The organism is Chitinophaga chungangae (genome assembly GCF_017742215.1).
GTDB lineage: Bacteria > Bacteroidota > Bacteroidia > Chitinophagales > Chitinophagaceae > Chitinophaga > Chitinophaga chungangae.
In genome coordinates, this window is record NZ_JAGHKP010000003.1 from 536,472 (window position 1) to 556,562 (window position 20,091).

Here is a 20,091-nt window from a genome sequence, read left to right on the forward strand (position 1 = left end):
CTAAAAAAAATACAGTGAAAATCGCGACCTATAACGTGAACGGCATCAACGGCCGCCTGCCGGTGCTTCTCCGCTGGCTGAACGAATCAAAACCCGATGTGGTGTGTTTGCAGGAATTAAAAGCCCCGCAGGAAAAGTTCCCCGAGCAAAGCATCCGCGAGGCCGGCTACAGCGCCGTCTGGAACGGCCAGAAAAGCTGGAACGGCGTAGCGATCCTCTCCCGCAAAGGCCCCATCGAAGAAGTATGCAGAACCCTGCCCGGCGGCGATAACGATACGCACAGCCGTTATCTCGAAGCCACGGTAAACGGCATGTCGGTCTCCTGTATTTATTTACCGAACGGCAATCCATATCCCGGCGAAAAATTCGAATACAAACTGGATTGGTTCCAGCGCCTTTCCAAACACGCCAAATCATTGTTCCGCCAGGAGCAGCCCGTTATCCTCTGTGGGGATTACAACGTAATGCCCACCGACCTCGACGTTTACAAACCCGAAAAATACATCAACGACGCGCTTTTCCGCCCCGAATCCCGCGAGGCCTGGCAAGCTCTCCTCAAACAAGGCTGGACGGATGCATTGCGGCATCTTTATCCTAACGAACCGATCTATACGTTCTGGGATTATTTCCGGAATGCCTGGGGGAGGAATGCGGGGCTGCGGATCGATCATTTTTTGTTGAATGAGGCTGCGTTGCGGAAGCTTAAAGGTGCGGGGGTGGATAAGGAAGTTAGGGGATGGGAGAAGTCCAGTGATCATGCGCCGGTTTGGGTGGAGATGGGGGTGTAAGGCCTGCTTCATTGTCAAATGATTTCATATTTTGAATTATGACAGATTTATCTTCTGCTGAGAAACATATTCACTGTGTCACGAATTTTCAGGATCTTGTTTCTACGCCATTTAATGCAGAAATTAATGCGATTTGCTGGACACGTAAACTAACAGGTGATTTTTCTGAGATTGTTAAAAAGGTAGCGCAACGCGAAAATATAACGGAAATTGAACAAGAGGAACTATATGAACTTCAGTTGAGTGAGCAGGGGCAACTTGCCCGCGAAATTCTTTTAAACGACATGAAGGCATTGAAAGCGCTTGGAGCATCTCCGGTCCTTAATGTGATCAAATACTATGACCGGGATGATACCTACCCGTTTTTCCCAACCGATGTTTATTCTTTTCATGCGGACCGCTCTCCTATACCTGTTGATACCTTTTTATGCACTTATTATGGCGAGCCGAGTGAAATATTGCCAAATTCCAAAGGCCGGAAGAAAGTACTTATTCCGGAAATACGTGATGAGCTCAAAAAAAAATTTCATGGATCAGAGGAAGAGTTTGAAGCATTCTTAAGCGAACATTTTTTTGATCTGCACTATCAGGCTGAACCTGAATCACGTCCAATAAGCCTGGGGCTTGGTAATCTATGGAGGTTGGCGGTTGATCATCCTGGAAGCCGGGTTCCTCCATGTATTCACCGCGCACCAAAGGAAAAACCGGGGCAGAGCAGGCTGTTGCTGATCTGTTGAAAAAGTATATTTAATATACAATTCATACGCTTATGACCGTAAGATCATGTATACCTGTAATTCCCAGTGCCGACTTGGAGAAAAGCCTTCGTTTTTGGATTGAGGGCCTTGGCCTTATAATGGACCGTGCAATGAGGCGCGAAGACAAACTGATCGGCTGCATGGTTTACAACGAACATACCTGCTTCTGGCTCAACGAAAGAGAAGCGACAACAGTCAAGCCGGAAGACTATGAAGGTATCAAACTCTACTGGGCGCCGGCTGACCTCTTTGAGGTAAGAGATCGTCTTATGAAGCTTGGATACGAGGTGTCGGCCATCGAAGACAGGGACTATGGCCAGTCCGAGTTCTTTATCACCGACGACGACGGTCACTCACATTGTTTCGGAGTTGCTACCGGTTCAATAATTAAATCGTAGCGATTTATCGGTTTCGAACCGGCGGCCTCTTCATCCCGAACGAAGCGCGCTACCCGGCTACGCTACATCCCGAATGAGCAGCAGGATTTATCTTTGCCGTCAAAATTCAAAGAATATTTCGAACTTGGTCATAAACAATCCCGAACTTGATCATCAGCAAACTAATAGCGGCAATTGAACAACGGATGTACGGCCACAATTTCGAGGTGAAGCTGGGATTCGATGTTTTCAACGGCAGCTCGGAAGCGGACTTCTTCGCCGCGCTCAAAGGCCGTTACCCGGATGCGGACACCACACAAACCCTCATCGCAGCCACCACCAACTCCCTGGTTGCCCATATCCTTGCATGTTTCAATTACCGCGGAGATGATGGGGCCGGGCTTAAACTCTCCGTGGAAAAGGAGCGAAAGCTGCTTGATCTGCAACAACAGTATTTTGATGTGCTGGAAGGATTTCTCGGACCGGATGCCCAGCCGTTTGTGCTACCCAATTATAACGGCCTTCCGGGATACCCCGTTTGGTGGGATTTCCGGTACGTCATATTTTCGGATGCGAATAGAATTGCATTGGCATATGGTTCTTCGTCAGACTAGGAGTAGAGGAACGTCAAATTCCGCTTGATCCATTCTTTTCAGGCAAATAAAAAAGCTTCACAATTTACACTGCGAAGCTTTTTTATTCTTTGTCGGGATGACTGGATTCGAACCAGCGGCCTCTTCGTCCCGAACGAAGCGCGCTACCGGGCTGCGCTACATCCCGAATGGGCTGCAAATTTACTCTTTGCCGTCAAAAATCAAAAATATTTTTTCGGGCCATAAAGTAAACCCACGCCCACCCGGGTTTCCAGCGCAAAAATTTACTGCTTGATAAAACGAATTTGCTTCCCTTCAAAATGAATAATATACATCCCCGCACCAAACCCCGAAACATCCACCCGAACCCTCCCGAATAAATCCCCCTTCACCACCTTCACCAAAGCCCCGCTCATATTATACACCCTGAGCTCATTGCCTTTCACCGGCAGATCCACATAAACAAAAGAAGACGCCGGATTCGGAGAAACCTGCAATACGGAAGAGGAAGGAGCCATTTTATTATAAGAAAGCATCTGCAAAGATGCCGGCACCCCAGTGTCTTCGAGCATCCACTGCTGGTTAGGCGTTCCCGTGGCACCATTCGCCGCGTAAAGTATCATCTTCGTCCCATCCGCGGTACTGCTGCCGGGGTTGTCGATAATATTACCGCTGCTCATCGCGGTGCGGATCAGGTATTTGCCCGTGCCCGCGGAAACCAGCTGCCATTGCTGGTTCAGGCCATTAGTGACGGTGTATTGGATGAGCTGCACACCGGGCGACTGATCGCTGTTCGCAATGTCTATCGCTTTGCCGCTATTGCGGTTCACCAGCACGTAATTGCTCCCCTGCGCCACCAGCTTCCATTGCAGGTTGTTGCTGGCGCTGCTCGTATACTGCGCGATATAGGCGAGATTGACCGTGCTGCTGTTCTCTATGCCCAGGTATTTCCCGCTATGCACGTTTTTAATTTTATACCAGTTGCCGGTAACCCCGCCCGAACCCGCGGTAAACGTGACCGTCTTGGCGGCGGACACCCCACCGAAAATGTCCGTGATCGTTACCCGCGCCGTGTAAGTGCCCGCGGAAAGTGTTCCGTTGATCACCGCGCTGCGTTTCTGGGGCAGTGTTTCCGTGGAAGAACCTACCACCGTGTTCGACGCGTTCAGGATCTCCACCGTGGAAGAGAACTGCGGGCTTTTGGTGTTGTTGTTCGTCCAGCTGACGGTTACCGCGCCGCTGCCGTACGAGGCGCTCAAGGTGCTTACTTCGCCGGTGGTAACGGTGGGAACGCTGCCTTGGTTGGTCTGCGCCGGCAGGTCGAGCGTGCGGCCGCCGTTGAATGCGGCGCTGGGCGTAACGCTGCCGCCATGTTCCATGAAGTATGCGTCTTCGCCGCTGTCAAAACCGGCATTAAAGGCCCAGTCGTAAATGCCGTTGCGGTACGCATCGTTGGCGTTGCAGCTGAAATACCTGCTGCTGGATTTCTGCCATACGCCCGCGTCCGTGCGATTCCAGCAGTCCCTGAAATAGGCCTTGCGCACGAAACGCCCGTCGAACCGGGGATCGCTGCCATGCCAGTTTTCCAGGAAAGCGCCGGAGCCCGAACCGAGAAACGTCGTACGCGTGGGAATGGCGAGGGTAGAGGTGTGGAACCACTGATTGGTACTGAGGTTCTGCACGAATGTACCGATAAACAGCTCACCGTTTAGCTTCCACGCCCTGATCACGAAGTTGTACCAGGTGTTGAGCGTCCAGTTGTAGGGATTGATGGTTTTGGCGCCGTCGCCTTCGCCGCCAAAGCGGCTGTAGATCGTGCCTGCGCCCAGGTAAGCCTGCCGGGCCAGCACCCCGCCCGCGGTGTTGGGGTCCCATTGGGAGGCGATCAGGATCTTGGAGGAACCGGAGGAGCTGTCCGGCGTGTGCTGCAGCCCCGCATAACCGCCCGCCCAGTTGAACACCGAAAAATACGAGGTGTAGGCGGTTTGGGTGATCTTTACTTTCATCATTTTTAACGACGCGTCCGCGGGAAAACTGAATACCAGGTGCTGGGAAGGCGCTGCATTGCTGGTTTGGGCCCTGAGCCCGGCCGCCGGATAAAAGCATAGCCAGGCCACAGCCAGGAAGAGTAGCTGAATTGTTCGCATTTGGGTTGATTTTGGTAGTTAAACGAATTACACGTTGCTTATCACGCTCATCAATCTACCATTTCAAATGCTTTTTCGTATTGTACCTGTGTTTAATATGACATTCGTATGTCAGGCGTAAAGCCCCGGCGGGAAAAAGGGAGGCGTTTTGATACATTGGGGTGACAAACGGAAGATCTTCCTTCCCCGAACTGCGGACATGCCGCACCGTTATGTTTGCGGACCGGCCGGCCCCAGGAATTTCAGGTTCCTTCGGATACCCGCGTATTTACTGCGTTTCAGCGGCGATTTGGCGAAGATCCGTTTAAATTCTTCCTCGGTCATTTCCTCCCACTGCGCGGTCGTGAAGTTAAGCACCTCGGGAATGGGGCTGAATTCGGTATTGGGACGTGAAAAACGGTTCCAGGGGCATACGTCCTGGCAAATGTCGCAACCGAACATCCAGTTCTCGAACTTCCCCTGCATGTCCGAAGGAATAAGCAGGTCTTTCAATTCAATGGTATAATAAGAAATACACCGGCTGCCATCCACCACCGTGGGCGATACCAGCGCGCCGGTAGGGCATGCGTCCAGGCAGCGGGTACAGGAGCCGCAATAGTCGCCCGCCGGGCCGTCGTACACCAGCGGAATGTCCACGATCAGCGTGGCGATAAAGAAAAAGCTCCCGGCCTGTTTATGGATCAGGTTGCCGTTTTTGCCGATCCACCCCAAACCGCTCCGCTGCGCCCAGCTTCGCTCCAGCACCGGCGCCGAATCCACGAACCCCCGGCCCTGGATGTCGCCGATCTCCGCCCGCAGCTCCGCCAGCAGGTTGTTCAGCTTTTCCCGGATAATGTCGTGATAATCCCGGCCATACGCGTATTTGGCCACTTTCGGCGCTTCCGGCTGCTGCATTTCAGCCGGGTAATAGTTCAGCAGCAGCGTGATCACGGACTGCGCCCCGTCTACCAGCAGCCTCGGGTCTATCCGTTTGTCGAAATAGTTCTCCATGTACTGCATATTCCCGTGCATACCTGCATGCAGCCACTGTTCCAGCCGGTAGGCGTCTTCCGTCAGCTGCTCCGCCCTGGCGATGCCGCAATGGTCAAACCCCAGGGAACGGGCCTTTTGCTTGATCAGCATGGTATTTTTCTCGGGCGTCCGCATTTCTGGCGCAAGTTACGATATTCGCCGCCGCCGGCCCGCGGCTTTGTGCACTCCGGAAAAAATATATACATTTACGGTTGTATATACACCACCCTTTACCTAATCTACGAGTAATGCCTCCAAGATCCTTATTACTGCTGTTGGGGATTTTCCTCCCTGTTTGTTTGGTTAACGCGCAGGATAAAACGCCCGTTTCCTTCGGAAAAATTAAACCGGAAGACTTTCAAAAAGCGCCCTATAAGATCGATTCCTCGGCCAGCGCCGTCGTGATCGCGGATGTAGGCTCCACTTCCTTCGAATCCGGCAACGACGATTTTATGCAGGTGTACAAAGTATACCAGCGCATCCACATCCTCAACAAAAACGGGTACGACGCCGCCAACGTTTCCGTTTACCTTCATTCCAACGGTACGGACGACGAGCGGATGGTAAACCTCAAAGCCGTGACCTACAACCTGGAAAACGGGAAAGTGGTGCAAACCAAACTGGAAAGTAAATCCGTGTTCACCGAAAAGCTGAACAAAAACGATATCGTTAAAAAATTTACCCTGCCCGCCGTGAAGGAAGGCTCCATCATCGAATACTCCTACACCATCAATTCCGAGTTCCCGATCTACCTGCGCCCCTGGGCTTTTCAGTCCACCTCCGCGCCCGTGCTCTGGAGCGAATACGAAGTAACCGTGCCCGAATATTTCGAATACATTTTCCTCAGCCAGGGGTATCACCCGTTTTTTATCAAAGACAGTGAGAACGACCGCAAAACCTTCAGCTTCCGCGTGCCCGAAGACGGCGGTTACGGCGGCAACAGCGGTACGCGTTCCAGCACCGTGACCGTTTCTCCCGGCATCACCCGCCACCGCTGGGTGATGAAAGACGTGCCAGCGCTGAAGGAAGAGAATTATGTGACCACGCTTTCCAACCACGTTAGTTACATCGAGTTCCAGCTCGCGGCCGTCCGTTTCCCGCAGGCGCCCGTGCGGCAGATCCTCGGCACCTGGCAGAAGTATACGGAAGAGCTGCTGAAAGACGAAGATTACGGCGCCGATCTCAGTAAAAACAACGGGTTCCTTTCAGACCAGGTGGAAGCGCTCACCAAAGACGCCGCCACGCCGAAAGAAAAAGCGGAAAAGATCTACAATTACGTGCGCGACAATTATACCTGCACCGATTACTCTTCCCTGTACACCTCGCAGCCCATGAAAAACGTGTTCAGCAAACGGAACGGCAACGTGGCGGATATCAACCTGCTGCTCACCGCCATGATGCGCAAAGCCGGGCTGGAAGCGGTTCCTGTGGTGCTCAGCACGCGTTCTCACGGCAAAACGTATCCCATCTATCCCATCCGTTCCAAGCTCAACTATACCATCGTAGAGCTGCGCCTGGACGGTAAGGAATATTTTATGGACGCCACCCGTCCTTTCCTTGGCTTCGGCAAGCTGCATTCTTCCGCCTATAACGGCCACGCGCGTATGGTAGACGCCGGCGCCACGCCGGTGAGCTTCGAATCGGATTCGCTCCGCGAAGCGGCGGTGACGGGCATTTTTATCACGCCCGACGAAAAAGGGGAAATGAACGGCCACTACCAGCGCCAGCTTACTTATTTTGAATCGTACGACCTGCGCCAGCGCATCAGGGAAAAAGGGGAGGAAGATTATTTTAAGGAAGTAGCGAAAGGGTTTATGACCGACATCGACCTGAAAAACGGCAAGATCGGTTATCTCAAAGATTATAGCGAACAGGCCGTGGTGGAATACGATTTTAAGCTCAACGGAACAGACGAAGGCGGCATGCTTTACCTGCACCCGATGTTCTCCGAATCGCTCCGCGCCAACCCGTTCAAATCCGCCGAACGCACCTATCCCGTCGAAATGCCTTCCGTGCGCGACATCAACTATACGCTCAGTTTCCAGGTGCCGGATAATTACACCATCGAAGAAGTGCCGAAGTCGGCCATCGTAAAATATAACGACGGCGAAGGCATCTTCCAGTACATCGTGCAGCAGCAGGGCAATCTCATCCAGCTGCGCTCCCGCGTGCGGCTCAGCCGCGCCCTGTATGCGCCGGAAGAGTACAATTCACTCCGCGACTTCTTCGATATGGTGGTGAAAAAACAAGCGGAACAGATCGTTTTAAAGAAAAAATCATGAGACTGACTGCCTTATTATTACTCATCGGCCTTTCAGCTTCCGCCGCTGATCCTGAGTTTCCCGTGAGCGCCATCCCGGCGGCATTGCTCAAAAACGCGGACGTGGTGCAGCGCCTCGAGGAAGTGACCATCAAAATGAACAGCCTCCGCGATGTGCGCATGACGCAAAGGATCGTGCTGACCATCCTCAACGAAAAAGGCGACCAATATTCCGGCTTCAGCTCCTGGTACGACAAAGAACGCACCATTACCGGCTTCCACGGCGCATTGTACGACGCTTCGGGCAAACAGATCCGCAAGCTGAAACAAAGTGAAGTGAGAGACGCCAGCGGCGTGAGCGACAATAACCTTTACGACGATAGCCGCATCAAATCCCACGACTTTTATTACAAAGTATACCCGTATACGATAGAATACGAAGTAGAGTTCCGCGACAGGAATTCCGCCATCTTTTCCCCCTGGGTGCCGCAAGGCACGGACAATTACGCGGTGGAGCAAAGCCGCCTGTCCGTGACCGTTCCGGCCGATTACGAGCTCCGTTTCAAACAGTTCAATTACAACGGCCAGCCCGTGCAGGTGCCAGGCAAAAACGATAAGACCTTCGTGTGGGAAGTAAAGGAAATTCCCGCAAAAAGGAAAGAATCGCTCGCCAGCCCCTGGAGAACGCGCTCCGTAATGGTATACCTTGCGCCCAGTGACTTTGCATACGGCAGCTACACCGGGAAAATGAAGTCCTGGGAAGATTTCGGGAAGTTCATCGGCGTGCTGAATGCCGGCCGCGACGTGCTGCCGGCCAATATCAAAACCAAAGTGCACGAGTTGACGGACAACGTGCAGGACCCCCGCGAAAAGATACGCGTGCTGTATGAATACATGCAGCAAAATACCCGCTACATCAGCGTTCAGCTGGGCGTGGGCGGCTGGCAAACCTTCGATGCGGCCTACGTTGCCAGCAACCGCTACGGCGATTGTAAAGCATTGTCCAACTACATGTATTCCCTTTTGAAAGAAGCGGGCATCCGCTCGCATTGGGCGCTGGTAAAGGCGGGAGAAGGCGAAACGGATTTTATGGAAGACTTCGCCGTGAACCAGTTCAACCACATGATCCTCTGCGTGCCGATGCAAAAAGATACCGTTTGGCTGGAATGCACCAGCCAGATCAAACCTGCCGGCTACCTCGGCGATTTTACGGACAACCGGCCCGTACTGCTCGTCACCGAAGACGGCGGCAAGCTGGTGCGCACGCCGGCTTATTCGCTGGACCAGAACCTCCGCTCCGGCATTGTAAAAGCCTCGATCGACGCGGAAGGCAATCTTTCCGGCATCTCGTCCACCCGTTTCACCGGGCCGCAGCAGGACTGGTACCACAGCCTCATCAACAGCGTGTCTCCCGAAAAGCAGCTGCAGATACTGAAAGAAAAACTCAATCTTTCCAGCTACGATATCCGAAAATTCAACTACACCCCGCACCCAGACGCGAAGCCCGTTCCCGAGATCACGGAAGAGCTGGAGATCACTGTTTCCAGTTACGCCAACGTGAGCGGCAAACGCCTGTTCATTACGCCAAACGTGCTGAACCGCGCCACGATCAAATTGTCGCAGGACGGCGAGCGCAAGTCCGACATATGGTTCCCGATCGACACCCGCGAGCTGGACACGGTGGAGATCACTATCCCTGACGGCTACACGCCGGAAAATATTGTGAAGCCCGTTGCCATCGAAACGCGTTTCGGCAAATATTCCGCCAACGTGAAGGTGGAAGGGAAAAAGATCCTTTACATCCGCAGTTGCGAGCTGCGGGCCGGGCAATACCCCGCAAAGGATTATCCCGTGCTGGAAGAGTTTCTCAACTCGATCTACAAAACTGACCGAAACAGGGTCATCCTGGTAAAAAAGGAAGCATAAAAAAGAGAGGGCCGCAAGCCCTCTCTTTCGTTTTTATCGGTCCGGCGGCGGAACTTATTTTTCCCGCACGCTCACGGAAATTCTCCTGTCTTTTTGCCTTTCTTCATCCGGCGCATCGGCCGCGGCTTTGGCGAACTGCGCGCCGTAACCTTCCGCGCCCAGCAGCTGCACCGGTTTTACATTGGCTTCTCCCAGCGCATGGTTCACCGCTTCCGCGCGTTCCTGCGACAGTTGCTGGTTAGCCTTCGCATCGCCGGTTGCGTCCGTATACCCGCCTATTTTAATTTTTGCTTTGGGGAAGGCATTGAGGATGGCGGCGAGATTGCTGATCTGCACCCGGCTTTCAGGGGTGATCTCGGCGCTGCCGGTCTTAAAGTTCAGGTTGTCGAAATCGAACCATTGGTCTTTGCCGCCCTGCGTGTTAGGGTCTTGCAGAAATGCTACCAGCCGGTCTTCGATGCCGCCTTTGTATGCTTCCAGCACCGCGCCGTTCGGCAGCGTCACCTTGATGGGCTCCCGTGTGGCTACCGGTTCGGTGCTCACTGCGCTCACGGCGGAATCTTCCATGCCCGTAACCGTCAGCGAATCTGCAACGGGCGTGTTATGCCCGCCCCCGCAGCCTTTAGCCAGCCAGATGATCAGCAGGATTATGGCGACGGCAACGATCAGCCAGGTGATCCAGCGGTTGCTGCCAGGAGTGCTAACGGTGCCGCCTACACTATTGACCGCATGTTTCAGGGAATCGGTGATGCCGGAAAGGCGGTTGCCGATATCGCCCAGGCTGGGCACGCCCAGCAGGCTTGCCAGGCCGAGGCCCGTAGGCACCGCGGCGAGTATTTTGTCTTTTTGGCTATTGAGAATGTCCATAATGCCGGAAGGGCCGGCATGCTGCGCGGCCGCCTGCTGCCCGATAACGCTCAGCGATGCGGGAGCGGCGGTTTGCAGAAGGGTTTCCGCAGATTGTACCTTGATGCCTGCATAACTGGCGATGGCGCCCGTCAGGTCGCCGGCCTTGTTGCCGAACAGGGAACGCAGGATGTCTGCCCCTTTGGCCAGCAGTCCCGCAGGTAAACCGCTGCTCAAATTGCCTGGCTGTGAAAGATTGACGCTGGTGGCGTCTTTGATCAGGGCGATCAGCCCGCCCGTATCGCCGCTGCCCGCTTTGTTAAGCAGGCCCGTCAGCACTGCCGGGATAATGCCGCCGATCGCCTTTTGTACGCTGGATTCATTTTCGCCGAGCTGCGCGGCCGCCTTATTACTGAATTCGTTGTTGAAAAGGTTTTTCAGGGTGTCGATCAGATCAAAAGCCATAAAATACAGGTTTTGTGGTGAATGATTAGGAGTGCTCAATCCAAGGGGGTACCGTTGTTGTAACTGAACTATAACAGGTTGAAATTCCATACAGTTCAATGTTGAGGACGATTTAATGTTACGGCCGTTGTAAAAGGTTAATAATGAGAGGAATAGACAAAATTACAGTCGAAACACATATAAACTGAAATTAATGCAGGCGCAATAAGGAAATCCTGTCAAAATAACCGGTAAAATAACGTTGGTGTAACATTTGATCACCCTAAACAAATTAAAAAACCAACCGTTAACCTAAAGGAGACAAAGCATAAAATATGAATCTGAATAACTTCACCATCAAATCGCAGGAAACGCTGCAAGCCGCGCAGCAGCTTGCTTTTAATCACCGGAACTCGGCTATCGAAACCGGTCATATATTAAAAGCTTTGTTGCAGGACGAAGACAACAGCGTTGAATACCTGCTGAAAAAAAACGATGTCAATACAGGATTCCTGGACGGCAAGCTCAGCGAGCAGGTGCAGAAATACCCGGTGATCGGCAACGGCGAAGGCGGACAGGTGTTGAGCCGCGAGGCGAACAATGCCATTCTCCGCGCAGGTTCCAGCATCAAGGAATTTAAGGACGAATTTGTGAGCGTGGAACATTTGCTGCTGGGCCTTCTCGGCGGCAGCGACGATACCGCCAAGCTGCTGAAAGACGCAGGGCTTACCGAAAAAGGCCTCAAGTCGGCCATCACGGAGCTTCGTAAAGGAGGCACCGTAAACTCGCAAACGGCGGACGCACAATATAACAGTCTTGAAAAATACGCCAAAAACCTCAACGAACTGGCCCGAGCCGGTAAGCTCGATCCCGTGATCGGCCGCGACGAAGAGATCCGCAGAACGCTGCATATCCTTTCCCGCCGCTCGAAAAACAACCCGATACTCGTGGGCGAGCCCGGCGTTGGTAAAACCGCTATCGCAGAAGGTTTGGCGCACCGCATCATCAACAGCGACGTGCCAGACAACCTGCACAACAAGATCATTTACGCGCTCGATATGGGCGCGCTGATGGCCGGCGCCAAATACCGCGGCGAGTTCGAGGAAAGGCTCAAATCCGTCGTGAAAGAAGTGAGCGAAAGCAACGGCGATATCATCCTGTTCATCGATGAGATCCACACCCTGATCGGTGCCGGCGCGATGGAAGGAGCGATGGACGCTGCCAACATTCTCAAACCCGCGCTGGCACGCGGCGAACTGAGGGCCATCGGCGCCACTACGCTCAACGAATACCAGAAATATTTCGAAAAAGACAAAGCGCTGGAACGCCGCTTCCAGAAAGTGCTCATCGACGAGCCCAGCGTGGAAGACGCGATCTCCATCCTGCGCGGCCTGAAAGAAAGATATGAGAACCACCACCACGTGCTGATCAAAGACGAAGCGATCATCGCCGCAGTGGAGCTTTCTCACCGCTACATCACCGACCGCTTCCTGCCAGACAAGGCCATCGACCTCATCGACGAAAGCGCGGCCAAACTGCGCCTCGAAATGAACTCCATGCCCGAAGAGCTGGACGAGCTGGAACGCCGCATCCGGCAGCTGGAGATCGAGCGCGAAGCGATCAAACGCGAAAACGATAAAGAAAAGCTCGGCGAACTGGCCGCCGAAATAGCGCGCCTGAGCGAAGAGCGCAATACCTTCAAATCCAAATGGCAGCAGGAAAAAGAGCTGGTAGATAAAGTGCAGAACGCAAAGGCCGCCATCGAAAACCTCAAACTGGAAGCCGAACAGGCCGAAAGGAACGGGGACTTCGGAAAGGTGGCGGAGATCCGCTACGGCAAGATCAAGGAACAGGAAAAACTGGTAAATGATCTTTCCCAGGAGCTCGGGTCCCTTTCTTCCAGCCATAAAAGACTGCTCAAGGAAGAAGTAGACGCGGAAGACATTGCCGAAAACGTGGCCAAAGCTACCGGCATCCCCGTTACCCGTATGCTGCAAAGCGAAAAAGACAAGCTGCTGCACCTCGAAGACGAGCTCCATAAAAGGGTAGTAGGGCAGGACGAAGCCATCGTGGCCGTGGCGGACGCCATCCGCAGAAGCCGCGCCGGCCTGAACGATCCAAAACGGCCCATCGGCTCGTTTATATTCCTCGGTACCACCGGTGTGGGTAAAACGGAGCTGGCGAAGGCCCTGGCGGATTTCCTGTTCGACGACGAAAGCATGATGACCCGCATAGACATGAGCGAATACCAGGAAAAACATGCCGTGAGCAGACTGGTGGGCGCGCCTCCGGGATATGTGGGATATGATGAAGGCGGGCAACTCACCGAGGCCGTTCGACGTAAACCATATAGCGTGGTGCTGCTCGACGAGATCGAAAAAGCCCATCCGGATACGTTCAACATCCTGCTGCAGGTGCTCGACGACGGCCGCCTTACGGACAACAAAGGCCGCGTGGTGAATTTTAAGAACACCATCATCATTATGACCAGCAATATGGGCAGCCACATTATCCAGGAAAACTTCGAAAAGATCAACGAAGAAAACCGCGACGAAGTAGTAGACGCAACGAAGGAAGAAGTAATGGGCCTGTTGAAACAGTCCATCCGGCCCGAATTCCTGAACCGTGTGGACGAGGTGATCATGTTCCAGCCGCTGCTGCGCTCAGAAGTGAGAGGAATTATTAACATACAATTACAACAACTGCGCGACCTCGTAGGTAAAAATGGCATGATATTGGAATTCTCCGAATATGCGCTGGACTACCTGGCAGAACAGGGATACGATCCCCAGTTTGGCGCCAGGCCGCTGAAACGCCTGATCCAGAAGGAGATCATCAATCTCCTCAGCAAGAAGATCCTCGCCGGGGAAATCGATAAAACGAAGCCCGTGCTGGTGGATGTGTTTGACGGCGTAGTGGTGATCAGGAACACATAAAATTTGTCTATTCTAATACGACGATATACAGTTACAGGTAATGCCCGGGTGAATCTTCGCCCGGGTTTTTTATTTCCCGCTGAATACTAACATATTGTAAAATGTATCAAATTAATAATTTGTTTAATCTAATATAGCGGGCTATATTGTGCGGAGTACGCAAACGTAACTGCCTCGGTCATTCGGCAAAAAACTTTACGGCTGGCAGTGCCAGTGGTTTATTGAAGATGTGTTGTTAGGATGATGGGGGTTAAAAGGCCTACAGGAAGGGCGCAGCGATCTGCGCCTTCCCCTGTACGGTTACGGAACGCCTTGATTTTCCGTACATTTGAAGTATTAACCCGGAAAAATGGCACGTTTATGTACGAAATCGGAGAAAGGGAAATAAAATTCATGGCGCGGGCGATCGAATTGTCTTTGCAGGGCATGCGCAATGGTGATGGCGGCCCGTTCGGCTCCGTCGTAGTAAAAGGAGACGAAGTAGTGGGTGAAGGCTGGAACCAAGTGCTGACGCACAACGACCCCACTGCGCACGCCGAAGTAGTGGCCATCCGCGATGCATGCAGGCGCCTCGGTACTTTCCAGCTCAGCGACTGCGAGATCTACACCTCCTGCGAGCCCTGCCCCATGTGCCTTGGCGCCATCTACTGGGCCCGCCCGCAAAGGGTTTTTTACGCCAACACCAAAGAAGAGGCCGCAGCCATCCTGTTCGATGATTCCTTTATTTACAGGGAAATAGAATTGCCGCACGGGCAAAGGAAAATACCTTTCATTTCCTTCCCGCAGGAAGCGGCAAGAGAAGTATTCCGCGAGTGGGACCGGAAGGAAAACAAAAAGCTCTACTAAGCCGCCGCTAACGGGCGGAGCCGAAATGGAAGATCCAGAAAAACGCCAGCAGCAGGAATATGACTATCAGCGTAACGATGGCGATGTAGAGATAGGATTCCGATTTCCTTCTTTTTCTTGATTTTTTACGGAGTTTTTGCAGCACGCTTAATTTCGCCTGCCGGAGCCAGTGGGGGATCTGGTCTTTTCTGTCGATAGCCGTCAATCCTTCCACCGCTTCACTGCAAAGATCGCAGTCCTGCAGGTGAAGCTCCACCTCGTGGCGTTCCTCCGCACTCAGTTCCCCTTTTACGTACGCCAACAGCTTATCCTGGCTGGGACAAGCGGTTTCAGTGAATATGTCGGCAAAATGTTCGTTCATATCTTAATGACCGCTACTGCATTTAATTGCAAGTTAGCGTTTATTTTTACTGTACTTTTCCAATAATATTTTGAGGTTCCTTTTTCCATTCTGTATGTAGCTTTTCACCTGTAAAAGGGTGAACCCGGTCTGTTCCGTTATTTCCTGGTAAGATTTTTTTTCGAGGTAAAACATCCGCACGCAAACGCCCTGTTCGCTGTTCAGTTCCCCCAGCGCCCGTTCCATGTTTTCGAGCATGGTATCTTTCTGCACGTAACGCTCCTTCGAAACGTCTTCCTGCTGGGCCGCCCCGGGCATATAATCTTCCTTCAGCTCCACGTCTTTATGATGCCGCAGCTGCATCAGGCAGTGATTGCGGGCCACCTGGTAGATCCAGGCTTTGAAGTACACCACATCGTGTTTGTTGATGTCAGACAATACTTTAAGGAAGATCTGCTGCACACTGTCCCGCGCATCTTCTTCATTTTTCAGGTATTTCATACAAAGACCCAGCAGCAGGATAGCGTACCGGTCGAACAAAATGCCGATCCAATCGCCATTCCCATCGGTTTTATACCGCAGCAGCAATTCCTGATCGCTGAGGCCCTGATATTGATGTTCGGAGGGATTCACCCCATTAAGATAGCTCCTTCTCCTTTTTCCATAAAATTTTCCCTTTTAAATTTTTTAAAAATGAAACTGGGCGTGGTATTCTTTGGCTGGGTGCTCAGTCATTTTAAAAAATTTAAAAGGGAAAATTTCCCATGGGCCAGCCAGGCTTTTATCTGAATGGGATGATTGGGTGTTGGCGGGATGGAGGATATTTTTGGTTTATCCGTTACTGTGATTTTCACTGGCAAAACGAAAGCACTATTATCAGTTAACTTCTTCCGCTTTTCCCTGGCAAAATGGAAACACCATACTGGTTTAACTTCTCCCGTTTTCCTGGATAGCGACGAAGGGGTAGAATTTCAATATCCAAATTTTTATAAAAAGCTGTGCCCGCAGCCACAAAAACCCCGACCCAAGTTCTTTTTATAAAAATTTGGATATTGAAATTCGGACGAAGCCCCTGAGGAGCGCCTAATTAATGTTGTTGAGCTGTGCGATGGCCTGCGCTTTCATATTCCCTTCCATTTTGATGATCTCTTTAAAAAGCCTGCGGGCTTTACCGTTCTGGCCTTTGGTTTTGTAGATCACGGCCAGCTGGTATTTGGCGCGCTCGGAATATTTTTCGTTGCCGGATAGTTTTTTGAACTGGTTGGCGGCTTCGTTGAGGTCGCCTTGCTGCTGGTAGCGCATGGCGGCGCGGAAGAGCGATTCGTCGCCGGAAATGGCGGGTTGTTCTTCTTTTTTGGTGTTGTTGGGTTTGGTGGTTGCGTCGGATTTGTCGGTGACGCTGCCGGTGGTGTTTTTCTCTGCTTCTTTGGTTTGCTGGTTTTCGTCGTCCCGGGCCAGGAATTTCTGGTCTTTGGGTTCGGTTTTGGGTTTAAGCGGATCTTCTTTCGGCGTGCTGGTGATCAGGCGTGTAGTCGTATCCGTGGTGCGTTTGATTACGCTGTCTTTCAGTGTTTTCTTTTTGAGCGCGGCGGTGTCTTTTTTGGGAGGCGCGGTGGGCGCTGCCGGTGGGGCGCTGCCGGCGGTATTTGTTTTATTGATGGTATCGCGGGCGGTGCTGTTGTATTGGGTGTGAATGACGAGCGGTTTCTGTTCCGGCTGTCCCGCTTTGTAATTCGGGTCTATGGCGGCTGCCGGCGCGGCCGCGGGAACGATCAGCGCATCGGAGGTGCGGGCGGGCAATGCCGCAAGGGCAGGCCTGTTCTTGAGATGCTGTTGCAGCAGGAACACGCCGCCTATGCCGATGGCCACGAACATGATCACCCAGAAATAGGAGAGCAGGCTGTCTGCGGTTCTACGCGCGGTGATCTGCCGCTGCTGCTGCTTTTTATCCGGCTGTGGCGGCGGGGCAAACTCCCGGCGGATGAACTGGCTCAGTTCGTGCGAAAGATGATTGTATTGTTCGTGCAGATGGTGGTTACCAAGGGTCTGCAGCGCATCATGACAAAGATCGCAGTCGATGATGTGCTGTTCCACCAGGTGTTTTTCCACGGGCGTCATGCTGCCGCGGTGATAACGCAGCAGTTGGTCCCTGTTGATGCAGCGTACAGGGGTAAAGATCTTAAGGACCCTTTCTTGTCTTGGAGTTTGATTATTCATAAGCCACGTCCTTCAGTTGTGTTGCTATTTTCTTCCTGATGCCTTTCAGGGAGTTTCTTATTTTATCTGCGGTTGTATGCTGGTGCATGGCAAGTTCCTGCAGCGTGAGATGTTCGAGATAAAAACCGGTGATCAGCCGGGCTTCTTCCCCGCTTAAGGTTTGCAGCGCCTGCTCGATGCGCTCGGTGAGCGCGGTTCTTGCTATCGGGTTGTTCCCGGCCTGCTCCACCTGCGATTCCAGCCTTTGGATGGTTTGCACGGGCGAATGGTAGGGAACGTTTGTTTTGTTGCCTTTCGAGAAATAACTTTGAACTATTGCATATACGGTTTCGTTTATTTTACCGAACGAAGAGGAGAGTTGGGCGAACAATTGCCGGGTTAAAACGGGGAATACGGTTTCGGCGGGTTTTTCCTTTGATAACTTCGGCAGGCAGACCGCTACCAGCAGATGACTGTACCGGTCCAGCAGAACGCCGGCGGCTTCGCGGTCCTGCAACTTCCGCATGCGGAGCAGCAATTCCTTGTCATTCAGGTTATTTAACTGGAGGTGCATATGCTTATTATTATATTTACGTAAAACCGGGTCAAATGTTCACCCAGCCCACATATTTCAAACAATTAACATGCCACTCGCCATTACTATCGTGCCGGTGATGCCACTGCGCGCCGAACCTTCTCACAAAAGCGAAATGATTTCCCAGGCGATATTCGGGGAATGTGTTGAAACAGAATCAGTTAATGCAGACGGTTGGATCAGGGTGCGGTTGCAGTACGACGGGTACGAAGGCTGGGTAACTTATTCACACCTGGAGACCATTACCGCGGAACTTTTCGATGCGCCGTACACGCACGTTGCCACCCAATGGGCATCGCGCCTCAGCCTGAACGGCCAGCCGGTGTACATTCCCTACGGCAGTTTGCTCAAACTGGGCAGCGGGCAATGGGGGAATGTGAGCGTTTCCGCGGAAACAGGCATAGAACTTTATACGGCTGCTAAATCACCGCATTTGTCATGGCGCCCCGTCGCGCATACTTTCCTGAATACGGCGTACCTGTGGGGCGGGAAAACGGTTTTTGGCGTGGACTGTTCCGGGTTTACACAAACCGTGTATAAAATCCTCGGTATCCCTTTGCTGCGCGACGCTTACCAGCAGGCTACACAAGGTGAAACGGTATCGTTGATCCAGGAAACAAAGCCCGGCGATCTCGCGTTTTTTGATAACGAAGCGGGAAAGATCACGCATGTAGGGCTGATGCTCAGCGAACAGGAGATCATTCATGCTTCCGGCAAGGTGCGCATCGACCCGATCGATCACCTGGGCATCGTGAATGCGGATACAGGGCTGAGAACGCACAAGCTGCGGCTGATCAAAAGGATGTTCTGAAAAAGATGCATCGCATAAAAAAACGGCCGGGAATTGTTCCCGGCCGTTTTTATAATTGTTTGTAAAGGTTATTGTTTGTTTCCGAAGGTGGTATTGTACAGTTCGAACGCGTCGTTGATGATCTGTTCCGCTTTCGCCTTGTTCTGGAATTCTTCCACCTTTACGGTTTTGTTCTCCAGTTTTTTATATTCTTCGAAGAAGTGACGGATTTCCTCCAGCAGGTGTGGGGGAAGCTCGCTGATGTCGTTGATGTGGTTCACGCTCATGTCGTGCGCCGCAACGGCGATGATCTTATCGTCTGCCTCGCCGCCGTCGATCATTTGCATTACGCCGATCACTTTTGCGTCTACGATGCACAGGGGCACGCAGTCGATCTGTGAAAGGATGAGGATGTCCAGCGGGTCGTTATCGTCGCAGTATGTTTTGGGAATGAAGCCGTAGTTGGCCGGGTAATAAACGGACGAGTACAGCACGCGGTCCAGTTTCAGCAGGCCGCTTTCCTTGTCCAGCTCGTATTTGGCACGGGAGCCTTTCGGTATTTCGATAATGCCGGTTACGGTGTGGGGCACGTTATCACCGGGGCTTACGCTGTGCCATGGATTCGTTGTCGTCATTCAATGCTTCTTTTAAAAAATGAGTATGTGTTTCACGTTTACAATGTATGCATGTACGGGAGGCACGGATAAGGAGGGGATTGGAAACAGGAAGGCCGGTGTTTGGAAGTCAAAGGATCGCTTTGGACTGCCAAAAGCCGGCTCAGCCTTTCCAGGCGCCTGAATATCAGATACCTGCCGGTTTGTAAAGGCGCAAAATTACGGAACAAACCGCTAATAAAATAAAATTATGAAGGGAATCAGTGAGCTGTGGAAGAATCCGTGTTCTGCGGGGCCATTGAGTTCATGTCCATGGAGCCCGGGGCTACGTAGGTAGGCAGGATGCTTTCGAGTGTCAGGGATATTTTCCATTGACCGCTTTCCTTTACCAATTGCAGGGTTTCCTGCTGGCTGGCGGAAGAATTGAGTATGGTTACCGTGGCTTTATCTCCGTTTTCCTGGTGGTTTACCACTTCCAGCTTGGCATTTTTGATCTTTTCGCGTTCGTTCTCGTTGCGTTTGCCGTCAAAAATGGAGTAGAGCAGTATTACCTGTTGTGATTCTTTTGTAGCAAATTCCTTGGCGCGCTCGAAGTTAGATGCCTGAATGGCGTGCATAAATTCC

The 20,091-nt window shown here is 52.3% G+C and carries 18 protein-coding genes and 1 tRNA gene; 9 read left to right on the forward strand and 10 right to left on the reverse strand.

Features of this window, described 5'->3' with window-relative positions; translation table 11 throughout:
- Positions 1 to 14: 14 nt before the first annotated feature.
- The 4 genes from xth (at position 15) to J7I43_RS16560 (ending at position 2,537) form a co-directional block, all read left to right on the forward strand.
- Positions 15 to 788: an exodeoxyribonuclease III gene (gene xth, locus J7I43_RS16545; protein WP_209146962.1), complete on the forward strand. Its 774-nt coding sequence runs from the start codon at positions 15 to 17 to the stop codon at positions 786 to 788.
- A gap of 38 nt (positions 789 to 826) precedes the next feature.
- Entirely contained in the window at positions 827 to 1,525 is a 699-nt protein-coding gene (locus tag J7I43_RS16550) for a hypothetical protein (RefSeq protein ID WP_209146963.1), read from the forward strand.
- A 32-nt stretch (positions 1,526 to 1,557) separates the two neighbouring features.
- Complete coding sequence (locus tag J7I43_RS16555) at positions 1,558 to 1,944, forward strand: VOC family protein (RefSeq protein ID WP_378108776.1); 387 nt, start codon at positions 1,558 to 1,560, stop codon at positions 1,942 to 1,944.
- 146 nt (positions 1,945 to 2,090) lie between these two features.
- Positions 2,091 to 2,537: a hypothetical protein gene (locus J7I43_RS16560; RefSeq protein WP_209146965.1), complete on the forward strand. Its 447-nt coding sequence runs from the start codon at positions 2,091 to 2,093 to the stop codon at positions 2,535 to 2,537.
- A 92-nt stretch (positions 2,538 to 2,629) separates the two neighbouring features.
- Here the strand turns inward: J7I43_RS16560 and J7I43_RS16565 are convergent.
- The 3 genes from J7I43_RS16565 to queG all read right to left on the reverse strand — a co-directional run bounded on the left by J7I43_RS16565 (position 2,630) and on the right by queG (position 5,785).
- Positions 2,630 to 2,703 (reverse strand) — tRNA-Pro (locus J7I43_RS16565).
- 97 nt (positions 2,704 to 2,800) lie between these two features.
- Entirely contained in the window at positions 2,801 to 4,663 is a 1,863-nt protein-coding gene (locus tag J7I43_RS16570) for a DUF3472 domain-containing protein (RefSeq protein WP_209146966.1), read from the reverse strand.
- 210 nt (positions 4,664 to 4,873) lie between these two features.
- Entirely contained in the window at positions 4,874 to 5,785 is a 912-nt protein-coding gene (gene queG / locus J7I43_RS16575) for a tRNA epoxyqueuosine(34) reductase QueG (RefSeq protein WP_209146967.1), read from the reverse strand.
- A 137-nt stretch (positions 5,786 to 5,922) separates the two neighbouring features.
- On the opposite strand from queG, the gene J7I43_RS16580 reads away from it, so the two are divergent.
- The gene (locus J7I43_RS16580; protein WP_209146968.1) at positions 5,923 to 7,956 is read left to right on the forward strand and encodes a transglutaminase domain-containing protein; all 2,034 of its coding nucleotides are present in this window, start codon (positions 5,923 to 5,925) and stop codon (positions 7,954 to 7,956) included.
- A complete protein-coding gene (locus J7I43_RS16585) occupies positions 7,953 to 9,860 on the forward strand; it encodes a DUF3857 domain-containing protein (RefSeq protein ID WP_209146969.1) in 1,908 nt (635 codons plus the stop codon). The genes J7I43_RS16580 and J7I43_RS16585 overlap by 4 nt, the downstream gene beginning before the upstream one ends.
- A gap of 54 nt (positions 9,861 to 9,914) precedes the next feature.
- Here J7I43_RS16585 and J7I43_RS16590 read toward each other — a convergent pair whose 3' ends face one another.
- The gene (locus tag J7I43_RS16590; protein WP_209146970.1) at positions 9,915 to 11,171 is read right to left on the reverse strand and encodes an OmpA family protein; all 1,257 of its coding nucleotides are present in this window, start codon (positions 11,169 to 11,171) and stop codon (positions 9,915 to 9,917) included.
- Between the two features lie 314 nt (positions 11,172 to 11,485).
- On the opposite strand from J7I43_RS16590, the gene clpB reads away from it, so the two are divergent.
- Together clpB and J7I43_RS16600 are read left to right on the forward strand one after the other, a co-directional pair.
- On the forward strand, positions 11,486 to 14,086 hold the full coding sequence (clpB, locus tag J7I43_RS16595; RefSeq protein WP_209146971.1) for an ATP-dependent chaperone ClpB: 2,601 nt from the start codon (positions 11,486 to 11,488) through the stop codon (positions 14,084 to 14,086).
- A gap of 360 nt (positions 14,087 to 14,446) precedes the next feature.
- The gene (locus J7I43_RS16600; RefSeq protein ID WP_209146972.1) at positions 14,447 to 14,932 is read left to right on the forward strand and encodes a nucleoside deaminase; all 486 of its coding nucleotides are present in this window, start codon (positions 14,447 to 14,449) and stop codon (positions 14,930 to 14,932) included.
- 7 nt (positions 14,933 to 14,939) lie between these two features.
- Here J7I43_RS16600 and J7I43_RS16605 read toward each other — a convergent pair whose 3' ends face one another.
- The 4 genes from J7I43_RS16605 to J7I43_RS16620 form a co-directional block, all read right to left on the reverse strand.
- Positions 14,940 to 15,293 carry an anti-sigma factor family protein gene (locus J7I43_RS16605; RefSeq protein WP_209146973.1) on the reverse strand — a complete coding sequence of 118 codons (354 nt, stop codon included), beginning with the start codon at positions 15,291 to 15,293 and terminating at the stop codon, positions 14,940 to 14,942.
- Between the two features lie 33 nt (positions 15,294 to 15,326).
- Positions 15,327 to 15,905 carry an RNA polymerase sigma factor gene (locus tag J7I43_RS16610; protein WP_209146974.1) on the reverse strand — a complete coding sequence of 193 codons (579 nt, stop codon included), beginning with the start codon at positions 15,903 to 15,905 and terminating at the stop codon, positions 15,327 to 15,329.
- Positions 15,906 to 16,355: 450 nt separating this feature from the next.
- Complete coding sequence (locus J7I43_RS16615; protein ID WP_209146975.1) at positions 16,356 to 17,489, reverse strand: tetratricopeptide repeat protein; 1,134 nt, start codon at positions 17,487 to 17,489, stop codon at positions 16,356 to 16,358.
- A complete protein-coding gene (locus tag J7I43_RS16620) occupies positions 17,482 to 18,042 on the reverse strand; it encodes a sigma-70 family RNA polymerase sigma factor (RefSeq protein ID WP_209146976.1) in 561 nt (186 codons plus the stop codon). Before J7I43_RS16620 ends, J7I43_RS16615 begins: the two co-directional genes overlap by 8 nt.
- A gap of 70 nt (positions 18,043 to 18,112) precedes the next feature.
- Here J7I43_RS16620 and J7I43_RS16625 point away from each other — a divergent pair, with 70 nt between their 5' ends.
- Positions 18,113 to 18,874 (forward strand): C40 family peptidase, encoded by a 762-nt coding sequence (locus J7I43_RS16625; protein WP_209146977.1) that lies wholly within the window; start codon positions 18,113 to 18,115, stop codon positions 18,872 to 18,874.
- A gap of 68 nt (positions 18,875 to 18,942) precedes the next feature.
- Here J7I43_RS16625 and J7I43_RS16630 read toward each other — a convergent pair whose 3' ends face one another.
- Positions 18,943 to 19,488, reverse strand: a complete 546-nt coding sequence (locus J7I43_RS16630; protein WP_209146978.1) for an inorganic diphosphatase — start codon at positions 19,486 to 19,488, stop codon at positions 18,943 to 18,945.
- Between the two features lie 239 nt (positions 19,489 to 19,727).
- Positions 19,728 to 20,084: a nuclear transport factor 2 family protein gene (locus J7I43_RS16635; protein WP_236023408.1), complete on the reverse strand. Its 357-nt coding sequence runs from the start codon at positions 20,082 to 20,084 to the stop codon at positions 19,728 to 19,730.
- Between the last annotated feature and the right edge of the window lie 7 nt (positions 20,085 to 20,091).